The 26,411-nt window shown below is 32.0% G+C and carries 27 protein-coding genes; 10 read left to right on the plus strand and 17 right to left on the minus strand.

All coding sequences use genetic code 11. The features are described from left to right. Positions 1–91: 91 nt before the first annotated feature. The 10 genes from argC to metG form a co-directional block, all read right to left on the minus strand. The gene (gene argC / locus VJY32_RS10865) at positions 92–1,138 is read right to left on the minus strand and encodes an N-acetyl-gamma-glutamyl-phosphate reductase (RefSeq protein ID WP_353677938.1); all 1,047 of its coding nucleotides are present in this window, start codon (positions 1,136–1,138) and stop codon (positions 92–94) included. Further along, the gene (gene lysX, locus VJY32_RS10870; protein ID WP_353677939.1) at positions 1,139–1,984 is read right to left on the minus strand and encodes a lysine biosynthesis protein LysX; all 846 of its coding nucleotides are present in this window, start codon (positions 1,982–1,984) and stop codon (positions 1,139–1,141) included. Between the two features lie 43 nt (positions 1,985–2,027). Next, a complete protein-coding gene (locus tag VJY32_RS10875) occupies positions 2,028–3,182 on the minus strand; it encodes a hydroxymethylglutaryl-CoA lyase-like TIM-barrel protein (RefSeq protein WP_353677940.1) in 1,155 nt (384 codons plus the stop codon). After that, a complete protein-coding gene (gene lysW, locus VJY32_RS10880; RefSeq protein ID WP_353677941.1) occupies positions 3,183–3,350 on the minus strand; it encodes a lysine biosynthesis protein LysW in 168 nt (55 codons plus the stop codon). 132 nt (positions 3,351–3,482) lie between these two features. Continuing rightward, positions 3,483–4,469, minus strand: coding sequence for an AAA family ATPase (locus VJY32_RS10885; RefSeq protein ID WP_353677942.1), 987 nt, complete (start codon positions 4,467–4,469; stop codon positions 3,483–3,485). A 19-nt stretch (positions 4,470–4,488) separates the two neighbouring features. Then, positions 4,489–5,754, minus strand: a complete 1,266-nt coding sequence (locus VJY32_RS10890; protein WP_353677943.1) for a peptidylprolyl isomerase — start codon at positions 5,752–5,754, stop codon at positions 4,489–4,491. A 5-nt stretch (positions 5,755–5,759) separates the two neighbouring features. Next, positions 5,760–6,587, minus strand: coding sequence for a peptidyl-prolyl cis-trans isomerase (locus VJY32_RS10895; protein WP_353677944.1), 828 nt, complete (start codon positions 6,585–6,587; stop codon positions 5,760–5,762). Then, the gene (locus VJY32_RS10900) at positions 6,556–8,538 is read right to left on the minus strand and encodes a peptidylprolyl isomerase (RefSeq protein ID WP_353677945.1); all 1,983 of its coding nucleotides are present in this window, start codon (positions 8,536–8,538) and stop codon (positions 6,556–6,558) included. The genes VJY32_RS10895 and VJY32_RS10900 overlap by 32 nt, the downstream gene beginning before the upstream one ends. Positions 8,539–8,703: 165 nt before the next feature. Further along, on the minus strand, positions 8,704–9,645 hold the full coding sequence (locus VJY32_RS10905) for a DNA-methyltransferase (RefSeq protein ID WP_353677946.1): 942 nt from the start codon (positions 9,643–9,645) through the stop codon (positions 8,704–8,706). A 38-nt stretch (positions 9,646–9,683) separates the two neighbouring features. After that, entirely contained in the window at positions 9,684–11,723 is a 2,040-nt protein-coding gene (gene metG, locus VJY32_RS10910) for a methionine--tRNA ligase (protein WP_353677947.1), read from the minus strand. Between the two features lie 201 nt (positions 11,724–11,924). Here metG and VJY32_RS10915 point away from each other — a divergent pair, with 201 nt between their 5' ends. After that, positions 11,925–12,200: a hypothetical protein gene (locus VJY32_RS10915; protein ID WP_353677948.1), complete on the plus strand. Its 276-nt coding sequence runs from the start codon at positions 11,925–11,927 to the stop codon at positions 12,198–12,200. Positions 12,201–12,205: 5 nt separating this feature from the next. On the opposite strand, the gene mgtE is transcribed toward VJY32_RS10915, so the two are convergent. From mgtE to VJY32_RS10930, 3 genes are all read right to left on the minus strand, one after another. Then, the gene (gene mgtE / locus VJY32_RS10920) at positions 12,206–13,588 is read right to left on the minus strand and encodes a magnesium transporter (RefSeq protein WP_353677949.1); all 1,383 of its coding nucleotides are present in this window, start codon (positions 13,586–13,588) and stop codon (positions 12,206–12,208) included. A gap of 171 nt (positions 13,589–13,759) precedes the next feature. Beyond that, the gene (gene rfbD, locus VJY32_RS10925) at positions 13,760–14,674 is read right to left on the minus strand and encodes a dTDP-4-dehydrorhamnose reductase (RefSeq protein WP_353677950.1); all 915 of its coding nucleotides are present in this window, start codon (positions 14,672–14,674) and stop codon (positions 13,760–13,762) included. Next, positions 14,661–15,428 carry a carbohydrate kinase family protein gene (locus VJY32_RS10930; RefSeq protein WP_353677951.1) on the minus strand — a complete coding sequence of 256 codons (768 nt, stop codon included), beginning with the start codon at positions 15,426–15,428 and terminating at the stop codon, positions 14,661–14,663. Before VJY32_RS10930 ends, rfbD begins: the two co-directional genes overlap by 14 nt. A gap of 197 nt (positions 15,429–15,625) precedes the next feature. Here VJY32_RS10930 and bshA point away from each other — a divergent pair, with 197 nt between their 5' ends. Then, complete coding sequence (bshA, locus tag VJY32_RS10935; protein ID WP_353677952.1) at positions 15,626–16,753, plus strand: N-acetyl-alpha-D-glucosaminyl L-malate synthase BshA; 1,128 nt, start codon at positions 15,626–15,628, stop codon at positions 16,751–16,753. Positions 16,754–16,831: 78 nt separating this feature from the next. Here the strand turns inward: bshA and VJY32_RS10940 are convergent, their stop codons facing one another. Genes VJY32_RS10940 through galE form a run of 3 tightly spaced genes read right to left on the minus strand, consistent with a single transcriptional unit; the run spans position 16,832 to position 19,736 of the window. Further along, on the minus strand, positions 16,832–18,160 hold the full coding sequence (locus VJY32_RS10940) for a UDP-glucose dehydrogenase family protein (protein WP_353677953.1): 1,329 nt from the start codon (positions 18,158–18,160) through the stop codon (positions 16,832–16,834). A gap of 31 nt (positions 18,161–18,191) precedes the next feature. Next, positions 18,192–18,752, minus strand: coding sequence for a dTDP-4-dehydrorhamnose 3,5-epimerase (gene rfbC, locus VJY32_RS10945; RefSeq protein WP_353677954.1), 561 nt, complete (start codon positions 18,750–18,752; stop codon positions 18,192–18,194). A gap of 9 nt (positions 18,753–18,761) precedes the next feature. Next, positions 18,762–19,736 carry a UDP-glucose 4-epimerase GalE gene (gene galE / locus VJY32_RS10950; RefSeq protein WP_353677955.1) on the minus strand — a complete coding sequence of 325 codons (975 nt, stop codon included), beginning with the start codon at positions 19,734–19,736 and terminating at the stop codon, positions 18,762–18,764. Positions 19,737–19,910: 174 nt separating this feature from the next. Here galE and VJY32_RS10955 point away from each other — a divergent pair, with 174 nt between their 5' ends. The 5 genes from VJY32_RS10955 to VJY32_RS10975 all read left to right on the plus strand — a co-directional run bounded on the left by VJY32_RS10955 (position 19,911) and on the right by VJY32_RS10975 (position 22,853). Further along, positions 19,911–20,234, plus strand: a complete 324-nt coding sequence (locus tag VJY32_RS10955; RefSeq protein WP_353677956.1) for a carboxymuconolactone decarboxylase family protein — start codon at positions 19,911–19,913, stop codon at positions 20,232–20,234. A gap of 3 nt (positions 20,235–20,237) precedes the next feature. After that, the gene (locus VJY32_RS10960) at positions 20,238–21,326 is read left to right on the plus strand and encodes a hypothetical protein (RefSeq protein WP_353677957.1); all 1,089 of its coding nucleotides are present in this window, start codon (positions 20,238–20,240) and stop codon (positions 21,324–21,326) included. Then, the gene (locus VJY32_RS10965; protein ID WP_353677958.1) at positions 21,289–21,744 is read left to right on the plus strand and encodes a nucleoside-triphosphatase; all 456 of its coding nucleotides are present in this window, start codon (positions 21,289–21,291) and stop codon (positions 21,742–21,744) included. Before VJY32_RS10960 ends, VJY32_RS10965 begins: the two co-directional genes overlap by 38 nt. Before the next feature lie 579 nt (positions 21,745–22,323). Further along, entirely contained in the window at positions 22,324–22,548 is a 225-nt protein-coding gene (locus tag VJY32_RS10970; protein ID WP_353677959.1) for a Rossmann-fold NAD(P)-binding domain-containing protein, read from the plus strand. 155 nt (positions 22,549–22,703) lie between these two features. Continuing rightward, positions 22,704–22,853, plus strand: a complete 150-nt coding sequence (locus VJY32_RS10975) for a DUF2867 domain-containing protein (protein ID WP_353677987.1) — start codon at positions 22,704–22,706, stop codon at positions 22,851–22,853. Here VJY32_RS10975 and xerA read toward each other — a convergent pair. Continuing rightward, positions 22,850–23,686, minus strand: coding sequence for a site-specific tyrosine recombinase/integron integrase (gene xerA, locus VJY32_RS10980; RefSeq protein ID WP_353677960.1), 837 nt, complete (start codon positions 23,684–23,686; stop codon positions 22,850–22,852). The genes VJY32_RS10975 and xerA overlap by 4 nt on opposite strands. A 159-nt stretch (positions 23,687–23,845) precedes the next feature. On the opposite strand from xerA, the gene VJY32_RS10985 reads away from it, so the two are divergent. The 3 genes from VJY32_RS10985 to VJY32_RS10995 all read left to right on the plus strand — a co-directional run bounded on the left by VJY32_RS10985 (position 23,846) and on the right by VJY32_RS10995 (position 26,203). Continuing rightward, positions 23,846–24,379, plus strand: a complete 534-nt coding sequence (locus tag VJY32_RS10985) for a DUF6650 family protein (protein ID WP_353677961.1) — start codon at positions 23,846–23,848, stop codon at positions 24,377–24,379. Further along, positions 24,380–24,886, plus strand: coding sequence for an exodeoxyribonuclease X C-terminal domain-containing protein (locus VJY32_RS10990; protein ID WP_353677962.1), 507 nt, complete (start codon positions 24,380–24,382; stop codon positions 24,884–24,886). It abuts the gene before it with no gap. A 225-nt stretch (positions 24,887–25,111) separates the two neighbouring features. Then, positions 25,112–26,203, plus strand: coding sequence for a TIR domain-containing protein (locus tag VJY32_RS10995; RefSeq protein WP_353677963.1), 1,092 nt, complete (start codon positions 25,112–25,114; stop codon positions 26,201–26,203). Positions 26,204–26,411: the final 208 nt, after the last annotated feature.

The raw sequence follows: 26,411 nt of genomic DNA on the forward strand, positions 1-26,411 counted from the left end.
CATAACAGTTATAATTTTATCTCATCTTAATAAACTTATTCTTTTTAAGTAATATCAAAGTAAATTAAATCATCAATCAAAATGAAAAAAATTAAATTGGATGAAGTCCTGGAAATTCAAGACCAGTTTTTTCATCAAATCCGAACATGATATTAAATGCCTGAACAGCTTGACCTGCTGCTCCTTTCATTAAATTATCAATTGCACTTATAACAACAAGTCGATTTGAGAATTCATCTTTTTTAAAACCAATATCACAGTAATTTGTACCAATCAATAATTTTGGTTCGGGGTATCTGTAAATTCCTTCGTTTTCTTTCACAATACGAATAAATGGTTCATTACCATAAGCTTCGCGATAAATTTTCCATATATCTTTTTCAGTTAAATTTTCTTTTAAGAATACATGACATGTTGCAAGCAAGCCACGGACAATATCAATAGCAGTAGCAGAGAAATGAACCTGAATTTTTTTACCAAAAGATAATTCCTGTAAAATTTCAGCAGTATGTCTGTGTTGAGTTGGCATATAAGATCTAACAACTCCACTTCTTTCAGGATGATGAGAACCCTCATTAACTTTATTGCCGCCTTCACTTGAACCAACTTTTACTTCAATTACAGTTCTATCTTCTTCGACAAGTCCATTTTTATACAAAGGATATAAACCAAGTATACTTGCGGTTGCATTGCATCCTGCACTCGAAATAAAATTAGATTGTTTCATCTCTTCACGATGAAGTTCAGGAATACCATAGACAAATTCGTTTAATAAGTCTGGGCGTGTATGTTTGTGGCCATACCATTTTTCATATTCAGAAGCATCTTTTAATCTAAAATCTGCACTCAAATCAATTATTTTTGGAGCAATTTTTTTGAATGCATCAATTTTATTTTGAGAACTATTATGAGGGAGACAAAGAAATAATAAATCACACTCTTCAAGCTCATTAATTGAATTAAATTTCAGTGTTGTAACTTTTCTTAAATTTGGATGAATTTTATGAACAAATTTTCCGGTATTACTTTCAGAAGTAACCTGTTTTATTTCAACAAAAGGATGAAACAGCAATAATCTAAGAAGTTCACCTCCAGTGTAACCAGAAGCACCTACTATGGAGATTTTAATCTTTTCCATTTATTTCTCCTCTGCAACTCTCAAGATATATTCAACCATTTTTTTAGGAATATTTACACCCGTAGTTACGATGCTGTTTTTATATTCCATTGTATAATTAACTTCATTTACCAAAAAGCCGTTTTCAGTTTCGAAGATATCGATAGCAACAATACCTCCGCCTACTGCTTTGGCAGCACGTAAGGATATATCACGAAGTTCATCAGTTACAGGACAATTAGAAGCAATGCCACCTCGAGCTGTATTTGTAATCCAGTGAGGTGATGTTCTATAAATTGCTGCAATACATTCGTCGCCAACCACAAAGCTACGAATGTCTCTTCCTTTTTTTTCGACATATTTTTGAATATAGAAAATAGAATGATGATAAGAACCTAAAATAGTTTTATGTTCAAGAATAGCTTCTGCTGCATCGCGGTCATTAATTTTCGAAAGCAGTCTACCCCATGAACCAACAGCTGGTTTAAGAACAACCGGATAACCCATTTCTTCAATAGCTTTTAGAGCTGATTCTTCTGTAAATGCAACTCTAACTTCCGGTTGCGGAACATTATGTTCGGCAAGAGCAACAGAAGTAAGCAGTTTATCACCACAAATAGTAGCAACATGATAAGTATTAACACATTTAATTCCTGCTGCTTCAAAAAGTCGTAAGCTATGCAGTGCCCGTGAGTGATTAATACATCTTTCAACAACAACATCTAAGTCAAAATGGTCTTTGCCAAGATTAAATGTTATCTCACGGTCATCAATCATAACCAATTCAACACCTTTAATTGCGTTGAATTCATCAATTAGAAATTTTTCATCTTTTCTTATCAATGAATGAAGTAATCCGATTTTCATTTTTAATATTCTCCCTAATTAAATAAAAAAGAGCAGAAATTTTTCAGCGTTTATAGGTTAGATGATGTTTGACAGCATCTACGATGTGTTTAAGTTCGGCAAGGTCGACCATCCGTCCTTTCTGACCAACAGATTTTACTTCCTTCAAAATATCATATTGCGTCTGCTCATCAAGTTCTGATTCACCAATTAAATTTAATGCATATCTTAGTGATGCGATTCCCGACATATGGTCTAAAGCAAAACTTCTTTCTCTACCAATAACTGCAGGACTTAAGCTTTCATAATGCATTGGATTGATAGAAGCAGCGTGGGTATGAACTCCGGCACAGTGAGTAAATGCATTCATACCAGTAATCGGGAAATTAGCTGGTATTGGAATCCCAGAATGTTTACTAACTAGATTATATAAATCAATAAGTTTGTGAAGATTCCATCGATTTTCTCCAAAATCTACTGTAAGAACAACCAGTAATTGAGCTAAATCGACTATACCTGCTCTTTCACCCAAACTAAGAGTTGTTGCGTCAATTATATCGGCTCCAGCGCGATATGCATCAAGTGCATTTGCGAGTGCCAGTCCTCTATCATTATGGCAATGCACAGCAACTTTAGGATATAAATTTCTCTTATTAAATTCTTCTTTCAATCTTGAAATATAATCATACATACTTCTCTTGCCTGGTATCATGTATCCTGTAGTATCAGCAACACTGATAATGTCGGCTCCTGCTTCAATAGCAGCAACAGAAGCTTTCACAACATTTTCAAACTGTGACCTTACAGTATCTTCAGGAGTATATCGAATTAATAAATCAGGTTTTTGACTTTTAGCGTATTTAATTATATCGGTAATTTGTTTAATTGCACTATCGAGGTCTTTCTTAAAAACTGTGTTTAATCTTTCATCGGATACGCAATAAAAAACACCAATAAAGCCTACACCACATTCAAGTGCCATGTCAACATCCTGTTTTAATGACCTTGAATGAGCTCCTACAATAGCCTTATAATTTTTTTGAGCAATAGATTTTACAGCTTCATGAATTTCAGGCGTAACCATTGGATGCCCGGCTTCGATAATATCGATGCCGATTTCATCGAGTAAATTTGCAATTGCAAGCTTGATGTGCTTATCAAAATAAACACCGGGGGTTTGTTCCCCTTCTCTTAAAGTTGAGTCTAAAACCCAGACCAATTATTCTCCCCAATCTTCTTCTTCTTGAGGTGCTTCGTTTAATGTTGGAGGGTTAAGAGAAACAACTTCAAGTTCAGTTCCACAATCGGGACATTCAAGTAATTCTCCAACTACTGTCCCTTCCTTTAATTCAATCATTGCACCACAAACAGGGCATTCTGCTTTCATATTGCTCCTAAAATTTTTTGCGAAGATAAAAAATATTTTGCGGCTTTGCAATAAAAACAGTTGTTAAAAAAAATATTTTTTAATTTTATGCATAATAATGCATAATTATAAGTTAAATATTTATAAAAATTTTCAAACTGTATCGAGTCTCTTAATAATTTCTACAGAATCTATACCTTCTGCTTGAGCAGAAAAATTCGGAATTATACGATGACGTAAAACTGGAATAAGAAATGTTCTCACATCTTCAATTGACGGAGTAAATCTTCCTTCCATTACTGCTTTTGTTTTTGCAGCAAGTATTAAATACTGTGATGCCCTTGGACCTGCACCCCAACTTATCCAATCTTTAATAAATTTATTTGTTCCATCGACTGGACGTGTTGATTTAACAAATTTAACAGCATATTCGATAACATTTTCTGCAACTGGAACTCTCGTGATAAAATCCTGAAAGAAAATTATATCTTCAGCATTAAGTATCTTTTGCAATTCTGGTTTATAATCGCTTGTAGTTTGTTTTATAATTTTAATTTCTTCATCAAAAGACGGATAATCAAGCCAGAGATTGAACATAAATCTATCAAGCTGTGCTTCAGGTAATGGATAAGTTCCTTCTTGTTCAATAGGATTTTGTGTTGCAAGCACAAAAAATGGTTCTTCGAGTTTGTATGTAACACCAGCTGCAGTGACTTTATGTTCCTGCATAGCTTCGAGTAATGCTGATTGAGTTTTGGGAGGAGTGCGATTTATTTCATCTGCAAGAATAATATTTGCAAAAATTGGTCCTTTTATAAATCTAAAATCTCTCTTTTTAGTTATCGAATCTTCTTCAATTATTTCTGTTCCTGTAATATCACTTGGCATTAAATCAGGGGTAAATTGAATACGACTAAATTTTAAATCGAGTACTTCTGAGAGTGTTTTAATTAAAAGAGTTTTTGCTAGACCAGGGACTCCAACTAAAAGGCAATGGCCTCTTGACAACAAACTTACAATTAAGTTACTAATAATTTCTTCCTGTCCAACTATGACCTTTGAAATTTCCTTTTTAATTTCTTTAACAGCTTCAGATAGTTTTTCAACTATCTCAATATCATTTATATTTTTGTTATTCACTTTATTCCTTTTGATTTATTTATAATCTAACTTCCCAATAAATTTTTCCTTTAATTTCATCCATCCAATTTTTATAAAGTTTTTGTTTCTTATAATATTCTGCAAGTCTTTTAATTTCATTATAATCAAGTTCAAGGTCAGCTTTATGCTGTGGAATTCTTTTAATTAGTTTCACAATGTGATATCCGTAATTATTTCTATCAAGTTCCATTCTTTTAGGGAAACTAATATCTCCTTCCTTCATTTTATAAATCTGATCAACTATTGATTTATCAAGCTGATTAGCTTCAAATGTACCAAGAACACCACCAAATTTTGCACTTTCTTTATCGTCACTATATTTTTTTGCATAATATTCAAACGTGTTTTTGCCAGAAATTATACTGTCTCTTATTTCATTTAAAAATTCTATTGCTCTGAGGTCCGACTCATTATCAGATTTCATTTTAATCAAAATGTGACGTGTATGAATGGATTCACCTCTCCTTTCGAGCATTTGAATTATATGAAAACCAACTGGAGATTCAACTATTCCAGATAATTGATTAGGAGCCAGTGAAAATGCAACTGCTTCAAATTCAGGGTAGAAAACACCACGCTTTACAAATCCCAGGTCACCACCCTGAGCAGCACTGCCGGGGTCATCAGAATATTTTTTAGCAAGTTCAGCAAAATCAGCTCCCTTTTTCAAAGAATCAAGAAGAGTTTTTGCAAGTTCATATGCTTTTTTTCTTGCTCTTTCACCAGTTTTTGGATTCTGAAATATATGTGCTATTTCATATTTTTCTGGCACAATACCAAGTGAATCTTTATACATTTCAAAAAAATCTTCTACTTCTTTACGTGATACCTGAACATCACCAAATTTCTTTTGCTGCAGCATTTGAGCCATAAGATTTTTTCTTGTATCATCTCTTAAAACTCGTTTTATTTTTTCGACAGGCATTCCATAAACCTGTTCTAATTTTTCTTGTGAACCATATTGTTGAATAAAATAATTAATCTGATAATCAAGCTGACTTTTAACCTGGTCATCAGAAACAACAATCGAATCAAGTTCAGCCTGAGCATATAAAAGTTTCTCTTCTATCATCTGCATCAAAACATTTCGTAGCATATTTGAATCAGGTGCACTCATATTTCTTTGAGCCGCTTCATAATTCGCTCGAAAATCCAATTCAGATTTTAAAATTATTTCATTATCTACTACAGCAACAATTTTATCAAGCACCTGTTGTGCAAAAGCTGATGTGCTAATCAATAATGCCAAAAAAATTTTTTTCATGTTAATTACCTTTTTATTTCAACATCATAATCAGAAATTAATTCTTCAATGTAATTCTGAATAAACTCTTTGTTTTTTATAACCTGATATCTTTCTTTTACTTTTTCTTTTATCACTTCAAATGGCGGAATAATTCCTTTATCAAATTTTTCTTCGAGCTGGACTACAGCATATTTATTTTTTTCTGCTTCGATTACAATGCTAATTTCACCTGGCAACATGAATGAAATTATTCTTGCCAAACTTGCTGGTTGTAATTGATATCCATAATACAAACTATTGGTCTCTGAACTTATAATTGAAGATGTATTAGCAAATGCATTTAATGCTTTATCCCATCCGCTTTCTATTAAAATTGTTCTAAATTTTACAGCATCATCAAAGTTATTAAAATAAATAATGTTAATGCGATATAAATCATCTAAAAGACGAAAGTCTTCCTTTAATAATTCATAATAATCTCGAAGTTCTACTTCATCAGGCGAATTTGTATTTTCAGATAATATTTTATTGATAAGAAATGCAGCTGCCAATTCTTTTTTCGACCTTTCTAAAATTGAATTAAATTCTTTATCCTCAGTAATTCCTTCTTCGATAGCTTTTTGATACAAAACTTCTCTTTCAATCCATTCATTTATGAATTGTTCTCGTAGTTTTGTATTGTTCGATTTTTCGCCGAGTGCAATATTTAGCTCATCTTCTGTAAGAACAGCATCTCTTATTCTTACAATTTCATTTGATTTTCTTTCTTCTTTTGAACAACCAAAGAAAATAAAAAGAACAAAGAAAGCAAAAAATATTTTATTGTTTGAATGCTTTAGCAAGTTCATCATAATAATATTTTGGATGATACAATTTTTTTAATCTGTTAATATATGATTCTTCAAGACGTTTACTTTCCAGTTCTTGTAAAATTCCCATAATTTCATTTCGAACTTCTGCAAATGTTTTAATTCGTGATGGTTCTCTATTTGTCAGTTTTAAAATTATCCAATTATTCCCATTTTTGAATGGTGCTGAAATATCTCCTATGTTTTTAATTTTATTTGCTTCATCAGCAAGACCATTATCACCAATTTCAACTAACTCGTTCTTAGACTGACTTCGCGCAGATGATTTTTTATTATACTTTATCATTAATGAATCAAAATCAACTCCACTTTTTGCTTGGTTATAAATTACATTTGCCAAAGAATCAGAATCAACTCTTATTTCTTTGAAGGCAACTCTGTCTTTCCATTTAAAATTTTCTTTATTCTTTTCATAATAATTCATAGCCATTATGCTATCTACTTTTACTTTTGACCAGACCTCTTCTTCAAGAATTTTGAAAAGATAAATTCCGTTTTCATAATCTTTAATTAAAGAAGCAAATTCTGGATTAACTTTATCATATTGCAATGCTTTTTCTCTAATTAATAATTCTCCTGCATAATCTTCGATTGCTTCATTCAACATGTCTGAACTTAATTTTCTAAAAACATAATCACCTTTTCCCTTCATATAATTGAATAATGAATCGCACAATATTTTATTTTTATTTAGTTCAAAAATTACTCCCATTCCTAATTCATAATGTATCACACTTTGAGAATAGTCATTAATATTCTTTAATGAATCGGAGTAAGAAAGGACTCTATCAAATAAATCTTTTTTAATTTCCAGATTTGCCTGTTTAATCAAACTTTGTTTTAACTTCATTAAATCTTTTTTATAACGCAGATTTTTATATGTTTTTTCTAATTCATCTTTGCTTTCTTCAAAACTTGGGATTGGTTTTTCTTCTGTCAATTTTATTATGTGATAGCCATAAGAAGTTTTAACAATTGGAGAAATTTCTCCAACCTTTAATTTAAATGCAGCATTTTCAAATTCAGGAACCATGCGGTGACGCTGAAAATATCCTAAATCACCCTTATTCTTTGCACTGTATTTATCATCAGAATATTCCATTGCCAGTTCACCAAAGTCTGCACCTTCCTGAATTTTCTTTTGTACTTCTAAGATTTTTTGATAAGCTTTTAATGTATCAACATTACCGAGAGAATCTCTCGAGCTTGCAAGAATATGTTGAGCACGAATCATATGTCTTCTTGGAATTTTCCCAACAACTTTAATGATATGATAAGCAAAATTTGATTTTAATAATTGTGGATAAATTTTACCTGGTTCAGTAGAATAAATTGCATCTTCAATTTCTGGGATTACAATTTCTCCAGCTGTAACAAAACCAACATCACCGCCTTTTTCTTTTGAGTATGTGTCCTTAGAATATTCTCTGGCAAGTTTTTCAAAATCTTCTCCATTGTTAATTCTTTTAATTAATTCATTCCCGAATTCAATTGTTTGTTGTTCGTTCATCGAAGAATCAGGTCTTAACATTATATGAGCTACTTGATATTCATATCTTCTTCTTTCATAAAGTTGTTTAATCCCTGGTTTAATTAATTCATCATTAAGATAGAATGTAGTACCTATGTTTGTTTTATAATCATTCAATTCTTTTTGCATATCTTCATCTGAATAATAACCTCTTACGAATGCATCACGGAGTTTCATTCTGTAATTAACATAAAGGTCTAAAAATTTTTTATAATTACTTATTGAATCCTGTTTAGCATTTTCGATATTGCCGGAATTTTTAGCATATGCTTTTTCAAACTCGTCCATATAAATTTTATTTTTACCAAATTCTGCAACAACAATTTTAGAATGTTCAACAGCACAGGAAGTAAAAACGGAGATTATAACAGGCATCAATAAAAACATTTTTTTAATATGCATAGCTAAAATCCTCCACAATAATTTTATTTAGTTGTTTTTAATAATTCTATTCATAAAAAAGTTTCTTGCATTCTAATTTTATCTTTATTTCAATATCACAAATATTTTACAAAGCTAAAATGAAATCTTTTTGTAATAATCTGCAACTCAAGTATGTCAATGGAATTATACAGGGAAAGGTTTGGTATTCCTTTCCCAGAAAACGCCGTATTCGAAGCCCTGTATTTTTTTTTCTTTTTCGGCAATATGAAGTCTTTTTTCTGCTAACGATGCAAAATATTTATCTATCTCAATTCCTACATAATTTCTTCCTAATTTTTTTGCTACAACCGAAGTAGTTCCAGAACCTAAAAATGGGTCAAGTACAATATCATTTTTATTTGTGCTTGCTAAAATAAGTTTTGCAATTAATTTTTCCGGCTTTTGAGTTGGATGAATTGTATTTTCAGGCATTGACCAGAACGGCACAGAAATGTCAGTCCAGATATTTGAAGGATGAGTTAATCTATAATTCCCTTCCGAAGAATCTAACCAGTCTTTCGGATTCCCATTCTCATCTCTGTAAGGAGCAATAACTTTCTTCATCAATTTAACTGAATCTATATTGAATGTATATTTGTTTGAAACAGTACAAAACCAAATATCTTCCGAACTATTTTTCCAATTTGATTTTGAACCTCTTCCCTTTTCTCTTTCCCATGTAATTCGGTTTCGAATTATAAAATGTTTTTCTAAAGCTAAAGGAATTGAAATTGAAGTATGCCAGTCGCCACAAAAATAAATTGTTGCAGTTGGTTTTAAAGTTCGCTTCAATTTTATTATAAATTGTTCAATCCAGCTTGAGTAATCTAATATTGATTGTTCCTTGAACTTAAGTTTGTTAAAAGATTTATTAAGATTATACGGCGGATCAACAAAAAGTAAATCTACAAAGGAATCTGGAAGATAATCCAGAACGGTGAATAAATCCTGACAGATTGTTTTATTCAATATATCTTTTACTTCAGCTTTATTTTTTAGTTTGATTAACTTCTTTGAATATTTTTTCAATTCATAATCAGATAAAAAGATTGTTCTGTTTCTGGGTGCAACTTTTTTATTCTTCATAAATGAAAAATTAGATTAGTTCAAAAAGAGAATATAAATTATTTTGCAAGTGTGCCAGACTTAATCGAGCTATCAATTTCGATTATCTTTACTTTTCCTTCTTCATCAGCATCAACAGCAAGTATCATTCCCTGTGAATCCAATCCAAACAATTTTGCCGGTTTTAAGTTGGCAACAATCAAAACATTTTTCCCAATTAATTCTTCTGGTTCATAGCTCTTTGCTATTCCAGCAACTACCTGTCTTTGTTCGTTACCCAGCTCAAGTTGAAGTTTAAGAAGCTTATCACTTTTCTTAACCTTTTCCGCTCCAATAATTTTTGCAACCTTTAGTTTTATACGTTTAAATTCATCTATTGTAATTTCTTCGTCTTTTTGAACATCCGTATCGACCGCACCAAGTTTATTAATTTGTTCTTCTATAATCTTATCTTCAATTTTATTGAATAAAATTTCTGGAGGATTAAGTTTATGACCTTCTTTTAAATTCAATTTTCCGGATTCATTCCACTCACATTTTTCTGCATTAAGCATATTAAATATTTTGGAAGATGTGAAAGGAATAACTGGTTCGAATAATTCAGCAAGAGTATAAATAGTATTAAGACAAATATTGATAGTTGTTCCGCATCTTGCTTTATTTTGCTTGATAGTAATCCATGGTTCAGAGTCATTAAAATATTTATTTGCAGCTCTTGCAAGATTCATCATTTCGAAAACTGCATCTTTGATTTTAAAGTGTTCAATAAGATTCCCAACTTTTTGAGGATATGATTTCAAAAGTTCAATCATGTTCTCATCTATTGGCTCTAAAGTTTCAAGTTTTGGAACTTTACCTTCAAAGTGTTTGAATGCAAAAGTAAAAGTTCTGTTAATGAAATTGCCAAGAATATCTGCAAGTTCGCCATTATTTCTTGCTTGAAATTCTTTCCAGTAAAAATCGGTATCTTTATTTTCAGGAAGATTAGCTGCCAGTGTATATCTTAGCGGGTCAGGGGGAAATATTTCAAGGAAGTCAATTACATCAATTCCCCAGCCGCGTGATTTAGAAAATTTTTTCCCTTCAAAATTCAAAAATTCATTTGCAGGAACATTTTGAGGCAAAATATATTTGTCGTTATTGTAATCATTCCATGCCATTAACATTGCAGGAAATATTATTGTATGAAAAACAACATTATCTTTCCCTATAAATGCAATATATTTTGTATTCGGGTCCTGCCAGTATCTTTTCCATAAATCGGGGTCATTTCTTTTTTCAGAAAGATCTTTCGTTGCCGATATGTAACCAAGAACAGCTTCGAACCAAACATACAAAACTTTTCCTTCTGCATTTGGGAGTGGAACTTTTATACCCCAATCTAAATCTCTCGTTACAGCTCTATCTTTTAATCCTTCGCTAAACCAACCTTTGCAATATTGAAGCACATTATCTTTCCAGCCATATTTTTTATTCATTTCATCAATATATTTTTCAAGACGTTCTTGATATCTGCCCAAAGGGAAATACCAGTGAGAAGTTTCTTTCAGTATAGGAGTTTCGCCGCTGATTTTGCTTTTAGGATTTTTTAATTCTGAAGGTTCATAAAGTGAACCACATTTTTCACATTCATCACTTCTTGCTTCCTCGTATCCACAACGTGGACAAGTTCCTTCTACATATCTATCTGGCAAAAACATTTTAACTTTTTCATCATAAAACTGCATTGACTTTTTTTCTATCAGCAATCCATTATCATAATAACACTTAAAAAATTCCTGTCCTGTTTTATGATGTATTGGAATGCTTGTTCTTGAGTATATGTCGAAACTCATACCAAATTTTTCAAAAGCTTTTTTATTGAGTTCATGGTATCTGTCAATAATAACTTTTGGATGAACTTTTTCTTTATCTGCTGTAATTGTTATCGGGACACCGTGTTCATCAGAACCGCAAATATAAATTACATCATCTCCATTAAGTCTTTTGTATCTTACATAAATATCTGCAGGTAAATAAGCTCCGCTTAAATGTCCAAGATGAATATTGCCATTTGCATAAGGCAGAGCAGAAGTTACAAGTACTTTTTCCTTAGCCAAGTTTTTCTCTCTTTTTATTAATAACTGCTAACAAATATAAGAAAATTCTAAATTGGAATACTTAATTGTTTTTCATAAAATCGATATTAATAATGAACCAAATTCAAAGGCATAAATCCAAAAATAATTTATATCAATTCGTATAGAATTTTAATAATTTTTACATGAAAAAAATTTCAATAAAAGATGAGGGATAATTAAATGAAAAAATTAATGTCAACAGTAATATTTGCATTAGTAGATATTGTTTGTTTTGTTCAGGGAGGCGTAATTTTATTTTATGCTTTGCTTCATTTTCAATATAAAGTCGAAATAGCCAGAGGTGAAGGCTTTACAACTTCTGAGTTGCAAAATGTTCCTGTTGCAATTGGAGGATTTTATTATTACTCAGAATCTTATATAAAAATTGCATTAATTGGTGTTGCATTGATAATTACTGGCTTTTTAATGCGAAGCTGGAAAAAAAGTTTTGAATAAATTCTTTAATTAAGTAATGTTCCTTTAAGTATCATATGAGCAACAGTAAAATAAATTATGATTCCTGTAACATCAACCAGAGTTGCTACAAATGGTGCTGAAGAACTGGCCGGGTCAAATCCAAGTTTTTTGAGTATAAAAGGGAGCATTGAGCCCATAAGACTTCCCCAGCAAACTACACCAATTAAAGCAATAGCTACAGTCATCCCGATTAAGAACCAGTGTTCTCCATAAACACCGCTTACGAACTGCCACAAAGAAATTCTTAGAAAACCTATTACTGCCAGTATTACACCAAGTATTAAACCTGTTAATATTTCTCTTCTGAATACAAAAAACCAATCTTTAAGAGAAAGTTCGTTAAGAGCAAGAGAACGTATAATCAATGTAGAAGCTTGTGAACCTGAGTTACCCCCACTTGAAATTATAAGAGGAACAAATAAAGCGAGAACAACAGCCTGACTAATTTCATTTTCAAAATAACCCATAGCAGTAGCTGTAAACATTTCACTGATAAATAAAATACTCAGCCAGCCTGCTCTCTTTTTTATCATCTGAAATATTGATGCCTGAGGATAAGGTTCTTCGAAAGTCTGAACAGCTGCAATCTTTTGAATGTCTTCTGTTGTTTCTTCTTCTGCTATATCGAGTACATCATCAACTGTTACAATTCCAACCAGAATTCCTGAACTATCTGTAACTGGCAAAGCAACCCTATCATACTTTTTGAATATTTCTATTGCAGATTCCTGGTCGTCGTATACTTTTAATGAAACAAAATTACCATCCATCAACTCACTAATTTTAGTATCAGGTGAGGCAAGTAATATTTCTCTAATTCTGATATCATCAATAAGTTTACCAGATTCATCAACTACAAAAAGAATGTTCAAAGTTTCTTTATCCTGTCCATATTTTCGAATATAATCAAGTGTTTCTTGAACAGTCCAGTTTTTTTTAATTGCAATATAATCAGGCGTCATTAATCGCCCGATGCTGTTTTCAGGATATCCTAACAATTGCTGAGCAATTTTTCTTTCTTCATATGATAGATAGTTTAACAACTGTTTAACAACATTAGGCGGCATTTCTTCAAACAATGCAGTTCGGTCGTCTGGTGACATTTCATTGAGCAGTTCCGAAATTTTTTCGTGTCCCATTGAATGTATAAGTTCTACCTGTGTATCATAATTTAGATATTCAAAAACATCAGCTGCTAATTCTTTAGGAAGCAACCGAAAAAGTAATACTCTTTCATCTTCATTAAGTGTTAAAATCAAATCCGCAATATCTGTTGGTGTCCAGTCAATTAAAATTTCCTTAAGGTCAAGGAATTGTTTGTTTTGTATTAGTTCTTTTATTTCAGGACTGATTAGCATGCTCAGCATCAGACACCTCCTTTTTGAAGGATGATATAAGGATTGCTTAAATTATGTTTACAATATTACTATATAAAATAGAATTCTCAATTAATTTAACCTAAAAAAACTTTTTATTATTCTTCATAAGTATTTGAGCCCTTATTTACTTTTTAGAATTTTTTAAGATTTCAATAAAAATCACAAATTCAAGTCTCTTCTCATCATTTCAAATGATTCTTCATACTCGTGAGGTTTATAATCAAGTTCTATCATTGCTTTCAAAATTATCAATCCTGATTTTAAAGGACGTGGTGCTGCTTGATTCAAATCTTTTGTTAAAACTGGTTTAATTAATTTTTTATTTAGATCAAAGTAATCAGCTATTTTTAATGTAAAATCATATCTTGAAATAATTTCTTTTCCTGCAATATTGTAAATACCTTCTTTTTTGAATAAAATAATTTTATGAATTGCATCAACAAGGTCATCCACATATGTTGGATTGTTATATTGGTCAGTTACAATTCTTATTTCTTCACCTGCACGAAGTGAATTAATAACCCATTTAACAAAATCGGGTCTGCCATGCTTTGCTGGTCCATATAAAACATTTGTTCTAACAATTGTATAACGAACCCCGCTTGTTCTTATCGAATTTTCACTTGCTAATTTGGTCCTTCCATAATAACTGATTGGACATGGTTTATCATTTTCAGAATAAGGACCTTTTTTACCATCAAAAATGTAATCCGTTGAAATATGAATCATGTGAGCATCAATCGTCCATGCATAAAGAGCAATATTTTCAACACCATTTACATTTATTTTCCATGCCAATTCTCTTTCTTTTTCTGCTTTGTCAACATTAGTATATGCAGCTGCATTAATTACAAAATCCGGGAAAAAATCTAAGATAAGTTTTCTTACACTGTTTTTCTGAGTAATATCAACACTTTTATAATCAACACCGGGAACGAAAGACTCTGGTTCAGCCGAGGCACACATTAATTCATAATTATTTGTAAGTGAAAAATATTCCGCGAGTCTTTGCCCCAGCATTCCATTTGACCCAATTATTAGAATTCTTGTTTTAATTAAATTACCAATTAACATATTCTTTCAGCAATTCTTCAATATTGTTTGATGAAACTGATTTTGCAGCAATTTTATTTGCAGTTCTTAAAGAAATTAATAAGTCGTTTGTATTAAGATATGTATAAAAAAAGACTGCGCCAAAAATATCACCACAGCCAATTTTATTTTTTATTTCAACTTTTTCTGCTGTAACACTCAGGTTTTTAATCTCTCCCTTGTCTATGTAGAAAATTTCTGCACCTTTATTTCCTTTTGTAAGAATTAAAGCTCGAGGACCGTATTTCAAAATATTTTCAATAATTATCTTCTTGTCATCATAATTAAAAATAGTTTTCAATTCACTTTCATTGCATTGAATTATATCAACATTTGAAAGCCAGTTTTCTACATCAGGAATTGTTCTAAACTCTCGCTTCAAATTTTCATCAACTCCGCGAGATAATGTATGAACATCAAAGTAAATTAAACCATTAAAATTATGGCGAACATTTTTCAACTGTTCGTAAGTAATATCAAAGCCGGTTATCATGTTTATTAAAATTCCATCAAAAGATAACCAGTTATTAATTTTTTCAACTGGCAAAGATGAAGAAATATTTTTATAAAATTCATCACGTTCTTTATGCTCATAAATTTTTAGAAAGACTTCGGGCATATCATCAAGATGAATTAAAAAGTCAGGCAAACATTTTGAATATAATTTTTCGAAATACTTTAATGCATTCTTATTGATTCCGGTTAACAGAAAAATATTATCATTTTCGTTTTTCACAAATAACATTCCCGAAACTGAATAATAAATTCCACCAGGTTTTATTATCTCCCTGCCAGAGATTTCTATGTGATCAATAATAGAATGTCCGATTAATAAAATATTCATATCAAAATTGATATATTATGAACTAAAGATTATGCGTTTAATGTTTAATTCAAAAATAAATAAGATTGAACAAAAAGGTTAAATAAAATATGAAAATTGGAATAACATGTTATCCAACTTATGGAGGAAGCGGAGTTGTAGCAACAGAACTTGGACTAGCTCTTGCTTCTTTAGGTCATCAAGTTCATTTTATCAGTTATGCGATTCCACACAGATTAACTCACTTTGTTGAAAACGTTTTTTTCCACGAAGTTGAAGTAGCAAGCTATCCATTGTTTGAACATTCATTATATGGCTTATCATTGACAAGTAAAATGCTCGAAGTAATAGAATATGAACAGTTAGATTTAATGCATGTTCATTATGCAATTCCTCATGCAGTAAGTGCATACCTTGCCAAACAAATTCGAAAAAAAGTAAATAAGGATATAAAGTTTATAACTACACTTCATGGAACTGATATTACACTAATGGGTCTCGAACCTTCGTTTATGCCTCTTGTAAAATTCAGTATTGAAGAAAGTGATGGGGTAACTGCAGTATCAAGATTTTTAAAAGAAAAAACATTGATTAATTTTAATGTCAATAAAGAAATTGAAGTAATATATAACTTCATTGACACAGAAAAATATAAACCAGTTGATGATAAACCTTATCGTGAAAGATTAGCTTCACATGGAGAAAAAATTTTAATTCATACTTCAAATTTCAGAGCAGTAAAAAGAGTCCCTGATACAATAAAAATACTTCACAAAGTAAAAAAAGAATTGCCCGCTAAATTAGTTCTTGTTGGTGATGGACCTGACAGGTCTGAATGCGAACGACTTGCAAGAGAATTAGATTTGCAAAAGGATGTAATTTTTCTTGGCAAGCAAGATGCATTACCAGAGATTCTTAATGCTGCTGATATATTTTTAATGCCTTCACAATCAGAAAGTTTTGGATTATCTGCACTTGAAGCAATGGCATGTGGGATTCCAGTTGTAAGCTCTTCTGTTGGTGGTTTGCCTGAATTAGTAATTCACAATGAAACTGGATACATTGCAGAAATTGGTGATGTTGAACGCATGGCAAAATATGTTATTGATTTGTTAACTAACGAAAAGAAGTATAAAATATTTTCAAAGAATTCAAGAGAAAGAGCGGTAAAATATTTCGACAAAAATTTAATTGTTCCAAAATATATTGATTATTATGAAAAAATCTTAAATGCATAAACAGAAAATTTTAATAAAATAAATGACAAAGCAATCTTACAACTGTTAAAATTTCTCTCATTATTAAAAAATACAAAATTATATTCCGACAGGTCTTCTGCCTATGCTATAATAAATAAATCCCATTTCAAGCATTTTATTCAGGTCAAAAATATTTCTCCCATCAAAAATCAGTTTTGATTTCAGCAATGATTTTATCTTATCAAAGTCAGGATTTCTAAATTCATTCCATTCAGTTAATATTAAAAGAGCATCAGCATTTTCTAATGCTTTATATTGTTCATCTACATATTCCAGAATATTACCAAGATAATATTTTGCGTTATCAGCAGCTGCAGGGTCATAAGCTTTTACTTCTGCTCCAAGTTCAACGAGCTTTTTTATAATAACAATTGAAGGGGCTTCGCGCATATCATCAGTATTTGGTTTGAATGCTAATCCCCAAACGCCAAATGTTTTCCCCTTGATATCATTATTAAAATGTTTTAGAATTTTATTAACAAGAATAAGTTTTTGATTATTATTTACTTCGTCAACAACTTTCAAAATTTTTATTGGAGAACCTTTTTCTTGAGAAGTTTTAATCAATGCTTTCACATCTTTCGGGAAACATGAACCTCCGTAACCAATACCAGGAAAAAGAAATCTTTTTCCAATTCTTGAATCGGCACCCATAGCTTTACGAACTAAATCAACATTAGCACCAACAGCTTCGCAGAAGTTTGCAATCTCATTCATAAAAGTAATTCTCATAGCTAAATATGAATTGGCAGCATACTTTGTTACTTCTGCACTCTCAGGGTCCATATTGTAAATTGGATTACCTTGACGAACAAATGGTTCATAAAGCTCGTGAAGTTTTTCAAAAACTTTTTGACTTCTTGCCCCAATAACAATTCTATCTGGTTTCATAAAATCTTCTACTGCAAAACCTTCACGCAAAAATTCTGGATTTGAAGCTACTTCAAAATTTTTAATTCCATGCTTTTGTAAAATTTTTGTTACTTCATATGAAGTTCCAACAGGCACGGTACTTTTGTTAACAATGATTTTAAAATCTGAAGTATTAGCTTCTTTCAATATTTTGCCAATTTCGTCAGCAACACCAAAAACATATTTCAAATCTGCCGAGCCATCATCATCCTGAGGTGTGGGCAGACATAAAAAAATAATTTCTGATTCAAGTACAGCTTTCTTTAAATCATCCGTAAAAATTAATCTTTGTTTTTCAATATTTCGATGAAATAAAATTTCTAAACCGGGTTCATAAATTGGGACTATTTTGTTTTTAAGTTTTTTTAGCTTTTCTTGATTATTATCAACACAAATCACCCTATTTCCCATTTCTGCAAAACATGTCCCACTAACCAATCCAACATAGCCCGTTCCAATAACTGAAAGTTCCATTTGTTTTCCCTCAATTTTTATAAGTTATTTTTTATCTGTCAGAATTAAATAAAAAATCTTTATCTATTTCCTTAAATCTTTTTAATGATAAATCTTTTTGAGATACAATTGGATTTTCAACATTCCAGTTGATATTCAAATCAGAATCGTTATATAAAATTCCTCTTTCAAATTCTTTATTGTAGAATTGAGTGCATTTATAACAAAAAATAGTTTCTTCAGATAAAACAGAAAAACCATGAGCAAATCCGGGTGGTATCCACAATTGATATTTATTTTCTTCACTTAATTCACACGAAAAATATTTTCCAAAGGTAGGAGAACCAAAGCGAATATCTACAGCAACATCTAAAACTTTTCCTTTAATTACATAGCACAATTTACCTTGAGCAAATTCACCGACTTGATAATGAAGTCCGCGTATAGTTCCTTTTTTTGATTTTGAAATATTATCCTGAACAAAATTATAATTAATTCCTAACTCTGAATATTTTTTTTGATTAAATGACTCAAAGAAAAAACCTCTTTCATCAAAATAAACATCAGGTTTTATAACTAATAAACCATCAATAAAAGTTTTTTCTGTTGTCAAATTACCCTCTCAAAATTTAGGATTTAAATGCCAGCGCCAAGCAGATTCAAGAATTTCTTCAATAGAAAATTTAGGTGACCAGCCTAAGACTTCTTTAGCTTTTTTATTATCTGCAACAAGTATTGCAGGGTCACCTTCTCTTCGCGATGTAATTTCATATGGAATTTTTCTTTTTGTAATCTGTTCGGATTTCTTAATTATTTCAAGGACTGAATTACCTTTCCCGGTTCCAAGATTAATAATAGTCGATTCATTGTTAGCATTTAAGTATTCTATAGCTTTTAAGTGCGCATCAGCTAAATCCATTACATGAATATAATCACGAATACATGTTCCATCCAGAGTATCATAATCATTTCCATAAACAAATAACTTTTCTCTTTTTTGTAATGCAGTATAAAGAACAAGTGGAATTAAATGAGTTTCAGGATTATGGCTTTCTCCAATTTCACCACTCAAATGTGCCCCTGCAGCATTAAAATATCTCAATGCTACATATTTTAATCCATAAGCTGTATCGAAATCTTTTAACATAGTTTCAATCATAAGTTTTGTATTTGCATAAGGATTTATAGGTTTTGATGATTCTTTTTCCGAAATAGGAATCATCAATGGATTGCCATAAATTGAACATGTTGAAGAGAATACAAATTTTTTAATTTTAGAATGAACAACGGCTTTAATTAGATTAAAACTTCCAACTACATTATTCAAATAATAAAGTTCTGGATTTTTAACCGATTCACCAACATAAGCCAGAGCAGCAAAGTGAACTACAGCTTCAGGATTATGTTTTTTAATTGCCTCAAATAATTTTTCATATTCAAGTAAATCCACAATTTCGAGTGGAACACCTTCAGGCAAAGCTTCTTTATGTCCGCGAAATAAATTATCTATTACAATAGGTTCATGACTATATTCGCATAGTAATTTTACAAAATGAGAACCAATATAACCTGCTCCACCTGTAACTAGTATTTTCATAATTTTTCTACTTTTTTTTGTAAAAATACGAAATAAAATTCTTGTAATTAAAAATATTATAAGAAATTTCTTATAAATTGTAATACACAAAAAAATTTTTACTCGATAAAAATTTTTATTGAACAAACCATGTTATAGCGTTAATTTACACAATAAAATATTGAGGGATATAAAATGGCAAAGCTTCCAAAAAGATTCGAAAGATTCTTGAAAGAATTTCCTGAAATTGCAGTAGCTTATGAAAATTTAGGTGCAGCTGTTCATGAATCCGGACCACTTGATGAAAAAACAAGAATACTAATTAAATTAGCTCTATCAATTGGTGCAAGAATGGAAGGAGCGGTTCATGCTCAGGTTCGTAAAGCATTGAAATCAAAAATTAAGAAAGAAGAAATTCGTCAAGTAGCAATTCTTGCCATTCCTACAATTGGATTTCCTGCCGCAATGGCATCATTAAGCTGGATTGATGACTTATTAGACAAAAAAGGAGGAAAATAATTATTGGAAGAAACAACACTTCGTTTTCATTATAAACTTTACATTGATACAAAAAGATTTACCGCACTATGGGCCTTCAGCGAAGCTGTTTTCGGTGGAATGCTCGCTATATTGAAAGTTCCATTCTCTGGAATGCTCTTAAGTGGTGCAGCAACAGTTTTTATTTCATTAATTGGCAGATATTCAGAAAATAAATCAGAAATTCTTCGTTCTACTCTACTTGTCATACTCGTTAAAGCAGTTGTGAGTCCTTACAGTTCATTAAGTTCTTACTTTGCTGTTACATTACAGGGATTGATGGGCTATGTGTTTTTTAAGTATATAAAAAATATTAAAGTAAGCAGCATTCTTCTTGGATTTTTCTCAGAAACATTTTCTGCAGTTCAACGAGTTCTTGTATTAACAATCCTTTTTGGAGTTACATTCTGGGAAGCAATTGATTCTTTCACTCATTTTATTTTCAATCAAATTGGAGTAGAAAAATATTTTTATCCTTTTAGCTTGAGTATTTTCTCAATCATGCTTTATATAACTATTCATATGTTAGCAGGAATTTATATTGGGTCAAAAGTTGTAAAAATTCCAGAATGGATAGAAAGCAGAACTGATTTGGTTTATCCTCTTTATTCATCTTTTTATTATAAGATGGATGCATTCAAATTAAATATGAAAAAGAAGAAAAAAAGATGGTGGAAAAAACCAAGTGGAATTATAATCATCTCATTTTCAATTCTATTTATGATTTTATCTTTTTATTCAAAAGAGCTTGGACCAAACAAAGCAATAGAAATTCTTATGATGTTAATTCGCTCCGTATTAATAACATTTATCTGGTTTGTTTTTGTTGGACCATTTATTGAAAGGAGATTTAGTAAATTCCTTGAGAAAAATAAATTCAATCACGCACCCGAGATTAATAAAATCATTGTCCTTTTCCCAAGTATAAAGAGACTTATCAATTATACTTGGTTTATGTCGCAGGGTTATATTGGAATTTTTAGATTAATAAAATTTTTCTCAGATACAATTGCTTTATTACTTTCAGCTGATATTGATGAAGAACAGGATTTATATCATAACTGGATTGAGTAAAACCGGCAAAACAACACGTTTAATGAGCTGGGTTTCTTCTCAAAAAAATATCGATGGAATTCTTCAACCAGTAATAGAAGATAAACGCTTTTTTTATCATATCTCTTCAAGAACTTTATTTCAATTAGAAAGTGATAACGATTATAATACAATTAAAGTAGGCAAATATAAATTCAGATTAGAAGCTTTTAACTGGGCAAATGAAAAACTTAATAATTGTATCGGGAAAAATTTAGAATGGATTGTTGTAGATGAAATTGGATTACTGGAAATTAATGGAGAAGGATTAAACTCATCTGTAAAAAATCTTTTATCATCAACATCAAATGAAAAAATAATTTTTGTAATTCGGGAAACACTTCTCCAACAAGCACTCAATTATTATAAAATTGATAATTATAAAATGATGAGATTATGACACAACCATAAAATTTTCTTTTTTAATAGCAAGAAATTATAAATCGATTATAATAAAAAAATATTTACACGGTAATACTTATAAAATTATTGAAAGCAAAAATTCTTTTAAACCACTTGGAATATTGTAAAGAATAAACCAGTTTTGAAAAAATTACAGCAAATGGAAAAATGGTGATTTGTTAGAGTTATAAAATAGAAAAAAGTATGTGGTTAAAGATTGAGGGAATAAATTAAAAATAATTATTGTTCTATTTAATGAATAATATTTTATGAGGAAATAAACTTGAAAGTACTACTTACCCGAGGCAACCGATTATATCGGCAAAAGACTTCTTTCTTTTTTGATTGAACAGGAACAAGAAGTTATTTGCTGCTATGTCCGCTATAAAAAAGATTTTCTGCAGATGGAATTTAAAAGCAACCACATGTTTCTGTATTTGAAGTTGATTTTCTTAAAGATATTTCTGATTCTTTTACACTGTCATTCCTGCGAAAGCAGGAATCCAATAATTTTACTTCATCTGTCGCAAGTTCATCTTTACAAGATATCTACACAGCTCATTGCCTCATTCATTCGATGAGTTCTAATGTAAAGGATTTTGGTTCGCTTGAAGAAACCTCAGCAAATAATTTTATAAAACTTGTTAAACAAACTTCAATCAACCAGATTATTTATCTCGGTGGGATTACCAACGAAGAACAACTTTCAAAGCATCTTGCTTCAAGAAAAAGAGTTGAAGAAATTCTTGCGGCAAATGGAATCCCACTTACATTAATCAAAGCAGGAATAAATGTTGCTTAGGGAAGTGCATCAAGAAGCAGAACAAACAAAACAGAAATTCACACAGGTGATACACTTGTTTCTGGAATGCGCTTACTGCTGTTAAAGAAAACAAATAATTACTGCTTTATGCAGAAACGAAACTCCCCGGCGAAGCTTGACTTGAGTTTAAGATTATTGAAAAGAACGAAAAAAACTTTTTACAACAAACCGCAACATTCCGTCCAAAAGGTTTGCTTGGAAGATTATACTTGTATTCAGTCCTACCATTTCACTTTTTTGTGTTTGATGGAATGGCGGAGAATATTGTGAATTATAGAAGTTAAATATTATCAAAAGGACTTTTAATTTTCTTAATGGAAAAGGGACTGATATGAGTATAAATCTGAGTTGTAGATAAATGTTTGTGACCAAGCAATTCCTGAATAAGCCGAATATCTGTTCCATTATCAAGCAAATGCGAAGCGAAACTATGACGTAATGAATGCACTGTAACTTTCTTTTTTATTCCAACTTTCTTTACAGCATTATCAAAAATTTTCTGAATACTTCTTGATGAATATTTCTCCCCTTTTTGTCCCTCAAACAAGTAAACTTTAGGTTTGTATTCTTTGAAATATTCACGAAGCAAAGAAAGAAGTTTTTCTGAAAGCATTACGATTCGGTCATTTCCGCCTTTTGCATTTACTATTTTAACTGTCATTGCAGAAGAATCAATATCATTTATTTTTAAGTTCACCACTTCAGAAATTTTTAATCCACAGGAATAGATGGTTGAAATTATTGCACGATGTTTTATATTTGTTATTGAGTTTATGATTTCTCTTACTTCTTCAACTGTTAAAATATTAGGTAACCTATTTGGTTTTTTAATTTTAACGAAGAAATCAAAATCAATTTCTTTTTTGAGAACATCAAGAAAGAGAAATCTTACTGAAGCAAGAGATTGCTTGATTGCGGAGTAAGAAAATTTTCGAGTTTGCTTAAGATAGCTGAAATAGTCAAGCAATATTTTAGAATCAACCGAAGAGATTTTAGATTTGCTAATGTAGTCTAGGAAAAGATTAAGGTGATGCAAATATGCTTTTTCAGTTTTAGGAGAATAATTTTTCAGTCTAAGAATTTTTTCGTATTTATCTATGATTTCAGTTCTTTTCATACTGAAATTTATTCGTAATAGCTTAAATTTTTAGGTTATTACGAAACAAATATAGTTTTTATTATAAAATATATGCAATATTGCGTAAAGAATTTTGTTACCGGCAATAAAATTAGCGACCATGCGACTACTTACTGACAGACATAAAACAGACAAACTATGAACAAATTAAAATTGACTTACCAAGAAATTAAAAGCCGACTGACAGGATTTAGCATTCCCATTTTCGGTATTTCTTGGCAACCTGACGAAGCGGAAATTAAAATAGCAAAACGAGTTATTACACAGCTTGAAGACAGACGAGTTTTATATTCGCCTTACGAACTTGAAGTTCCAAGACATTGTGTAAGTTCAGTTCTTGAAATCAGGAAAATGCTCACAGACGAAATTGGCAAAGTATCTCAAAAGTCGGACTTGTATAACGACCTACAACTATTACGAGCAGCTTGCAGAAAATTTCTGGATGACATACACAAAGTTGAACGGGACTTGGACAACTACCAAAGTTTTTCAACAGTAAGTGGCTGGATTTTCTTGACAGCACTTGGAGAATTGAGAGGCGTTTTCGGAATAGGCATCGCCAAGATTGCAATTTCATACGGACTAAATCTCACAGGCGACTTAGTAAAAATTATTCCTGTCATTGAGGACAACAGCAAATTAAAAGGACATAATCACAAAGAGTTGGAGTAAATGAGCTTAAATATTTTTCAAATCTGGGACAGCATTGGGCGTAAGACACCTTTCGCAGTTAGACGAGACAACTGGACGGAAGAATACTACACAATTGTTGAAAGCGTTGAGTGTGAAACTTTGCCTTACGGTAAAGCATTCGGCTATCCAATTTTCAATGGACAATACTCAACTCATTATGAGTATGACACTAAATGGAGAAAGAATAAAATTATTCCTTGTTGCGGTTGTTATCAATGGACTTTAGTAGAGAATGCCGACCTGACAAAATACAAGGACGGACTTAAAGCGACAGAGAAATCTGTTAAAGCAGCTTACACAATTAGTTCGCAATTCTATTTCGGCAAACATCAAGGCAAGACAGTGGAAGAAGTATTTAAAGACAACTCTGGCTACATTGAGTGGGCTATAAACAACATAGACAAATTCTTCCTGACACCTGAGACACTTGACTATTTGGACAAACTAAAAACGGACTTTAAATTTACTGACGAAACAAAAAAATAAACAATGAAAAAGTCAGCAAGCGACAAAAAGCATAAAGCTTTACTGCCGGTAACACGGGTTTTGCGTCAGGCGGGGTGACGTGCAAACTTGGAGCTTTGTGCTTCTATTCAAGTTCGGTGTTCGTTGACAGTTTTGTGCTCCGAAACCCGCCCGAACGCAAAGCCCGAAACCGTTAGGCGCAACGCAAAATGCAATGATTAACCATCCACACTCTGGAGACAAATGATGGCAAAAAAGGATACATCGAAAAGGAAATCATTGGTGGCGGAGTCGAAACGAGTTTACATTCCGCAGAGTAAGATCCCGAAGATGTCACTAGAAGAGGCACTCAAGTTGTCACAGGGATTGCACGACAATTTCGCAGGAAAGCCCACGACGCCCCATCAACTTGCCGTTGCGGTTGACATCTCTCCGACAAGTTCCAACTGGCAGGATATCTGCGGAGCTTCGATTGCTTATGGACTGACTCTTGGAGGTTACAATGCCGCCACTATCTCACTCTCCGAGTTGGGGTCAAGGATCGTAGCTCCAACAACAGAAGGGGATGACATAGTCGCAAAAGTGGAGGCGTCTCTGAGGCCAGAGATAGCCCGGCAGTTTTTTGAACACTACAATAAAGCGAAGTTTCCGCAGGACAAGATAGCCAAGAACGTTCTCGCCCAGATGGGAGTACCTGCTGAGAGACTCGACTCCGTACTAGAAATTCTTAAGCAAAACGGCCAGTTCGTCGGCATCATTCACCAAACGAAGAACGGCCCATACGTTGCAATTGACACCCCGAAGCCTTCCGAGGCTGCCCCGCCTGCGGAAGAACAGGAGCAGCTGCCAGACGAACTCGCAGAGCAGAAAGGTGAAAGCGTACCAGCCCTAACATCACCACAAACTCAAACAAGACTCAACCAACGTGTTTTCATTACGCACGGAAAGAACAAGGAGATTGTAGCTCAGCTTAAAGACCTATTGACCTTTGGAAGGTTCATCCCAGTAGTTGCAGAAGAACACGAGACTCCTTCCAAGCCAGTCTCGGACAAAGTTCTCGATGATATGCGCTCGTGCTTCGCAGGTATCATCCACGTTGCTTCAGAGGACGAACTCCTAGATAAAGCTGGAACCGTTCACCATAAAATCAACGAGAACGTTCTCATTGAGATTGGGGCGGCGATGGCTCTTTATGGAAGAAACTTCATTCTTCTCGTCCAGAAAGGGATTCATCTTCCATCCAACCTTCAAGGTTTGTATCTGTGCTACTATGAGGGCAACAGGTTGGATTACGATGCAACAATGAAATTGCTCAAAGCCTTCAATGAGTTCAAGTGATGCATTTTGCACTGCGCCTAACAAGCAAAACACCGACGCTCCCTTTGTTGATATGGCTCAGTTGAAACTCCGGAAAGAAATAGTTGTGGTCGCTCAATGCTTTTTGCCGCGGTTTGGTATTGCGCCTACGGGCGCAAGAAATAAATTGTTGATAGCGCCCTTCAGCGCATCATTCGATATCGGCAAAAAGCACTGCGGTGTTTTGCCA

This window comes from Rosettibacter primus (genome assembly GCF_036860675.1).
Lineage (GTDB): Bacteria > Bacteroidota > Ignavibacteria > Ignavibacteriales > Melioribacteraceae > Rosettibacter > Rosettibacter primus.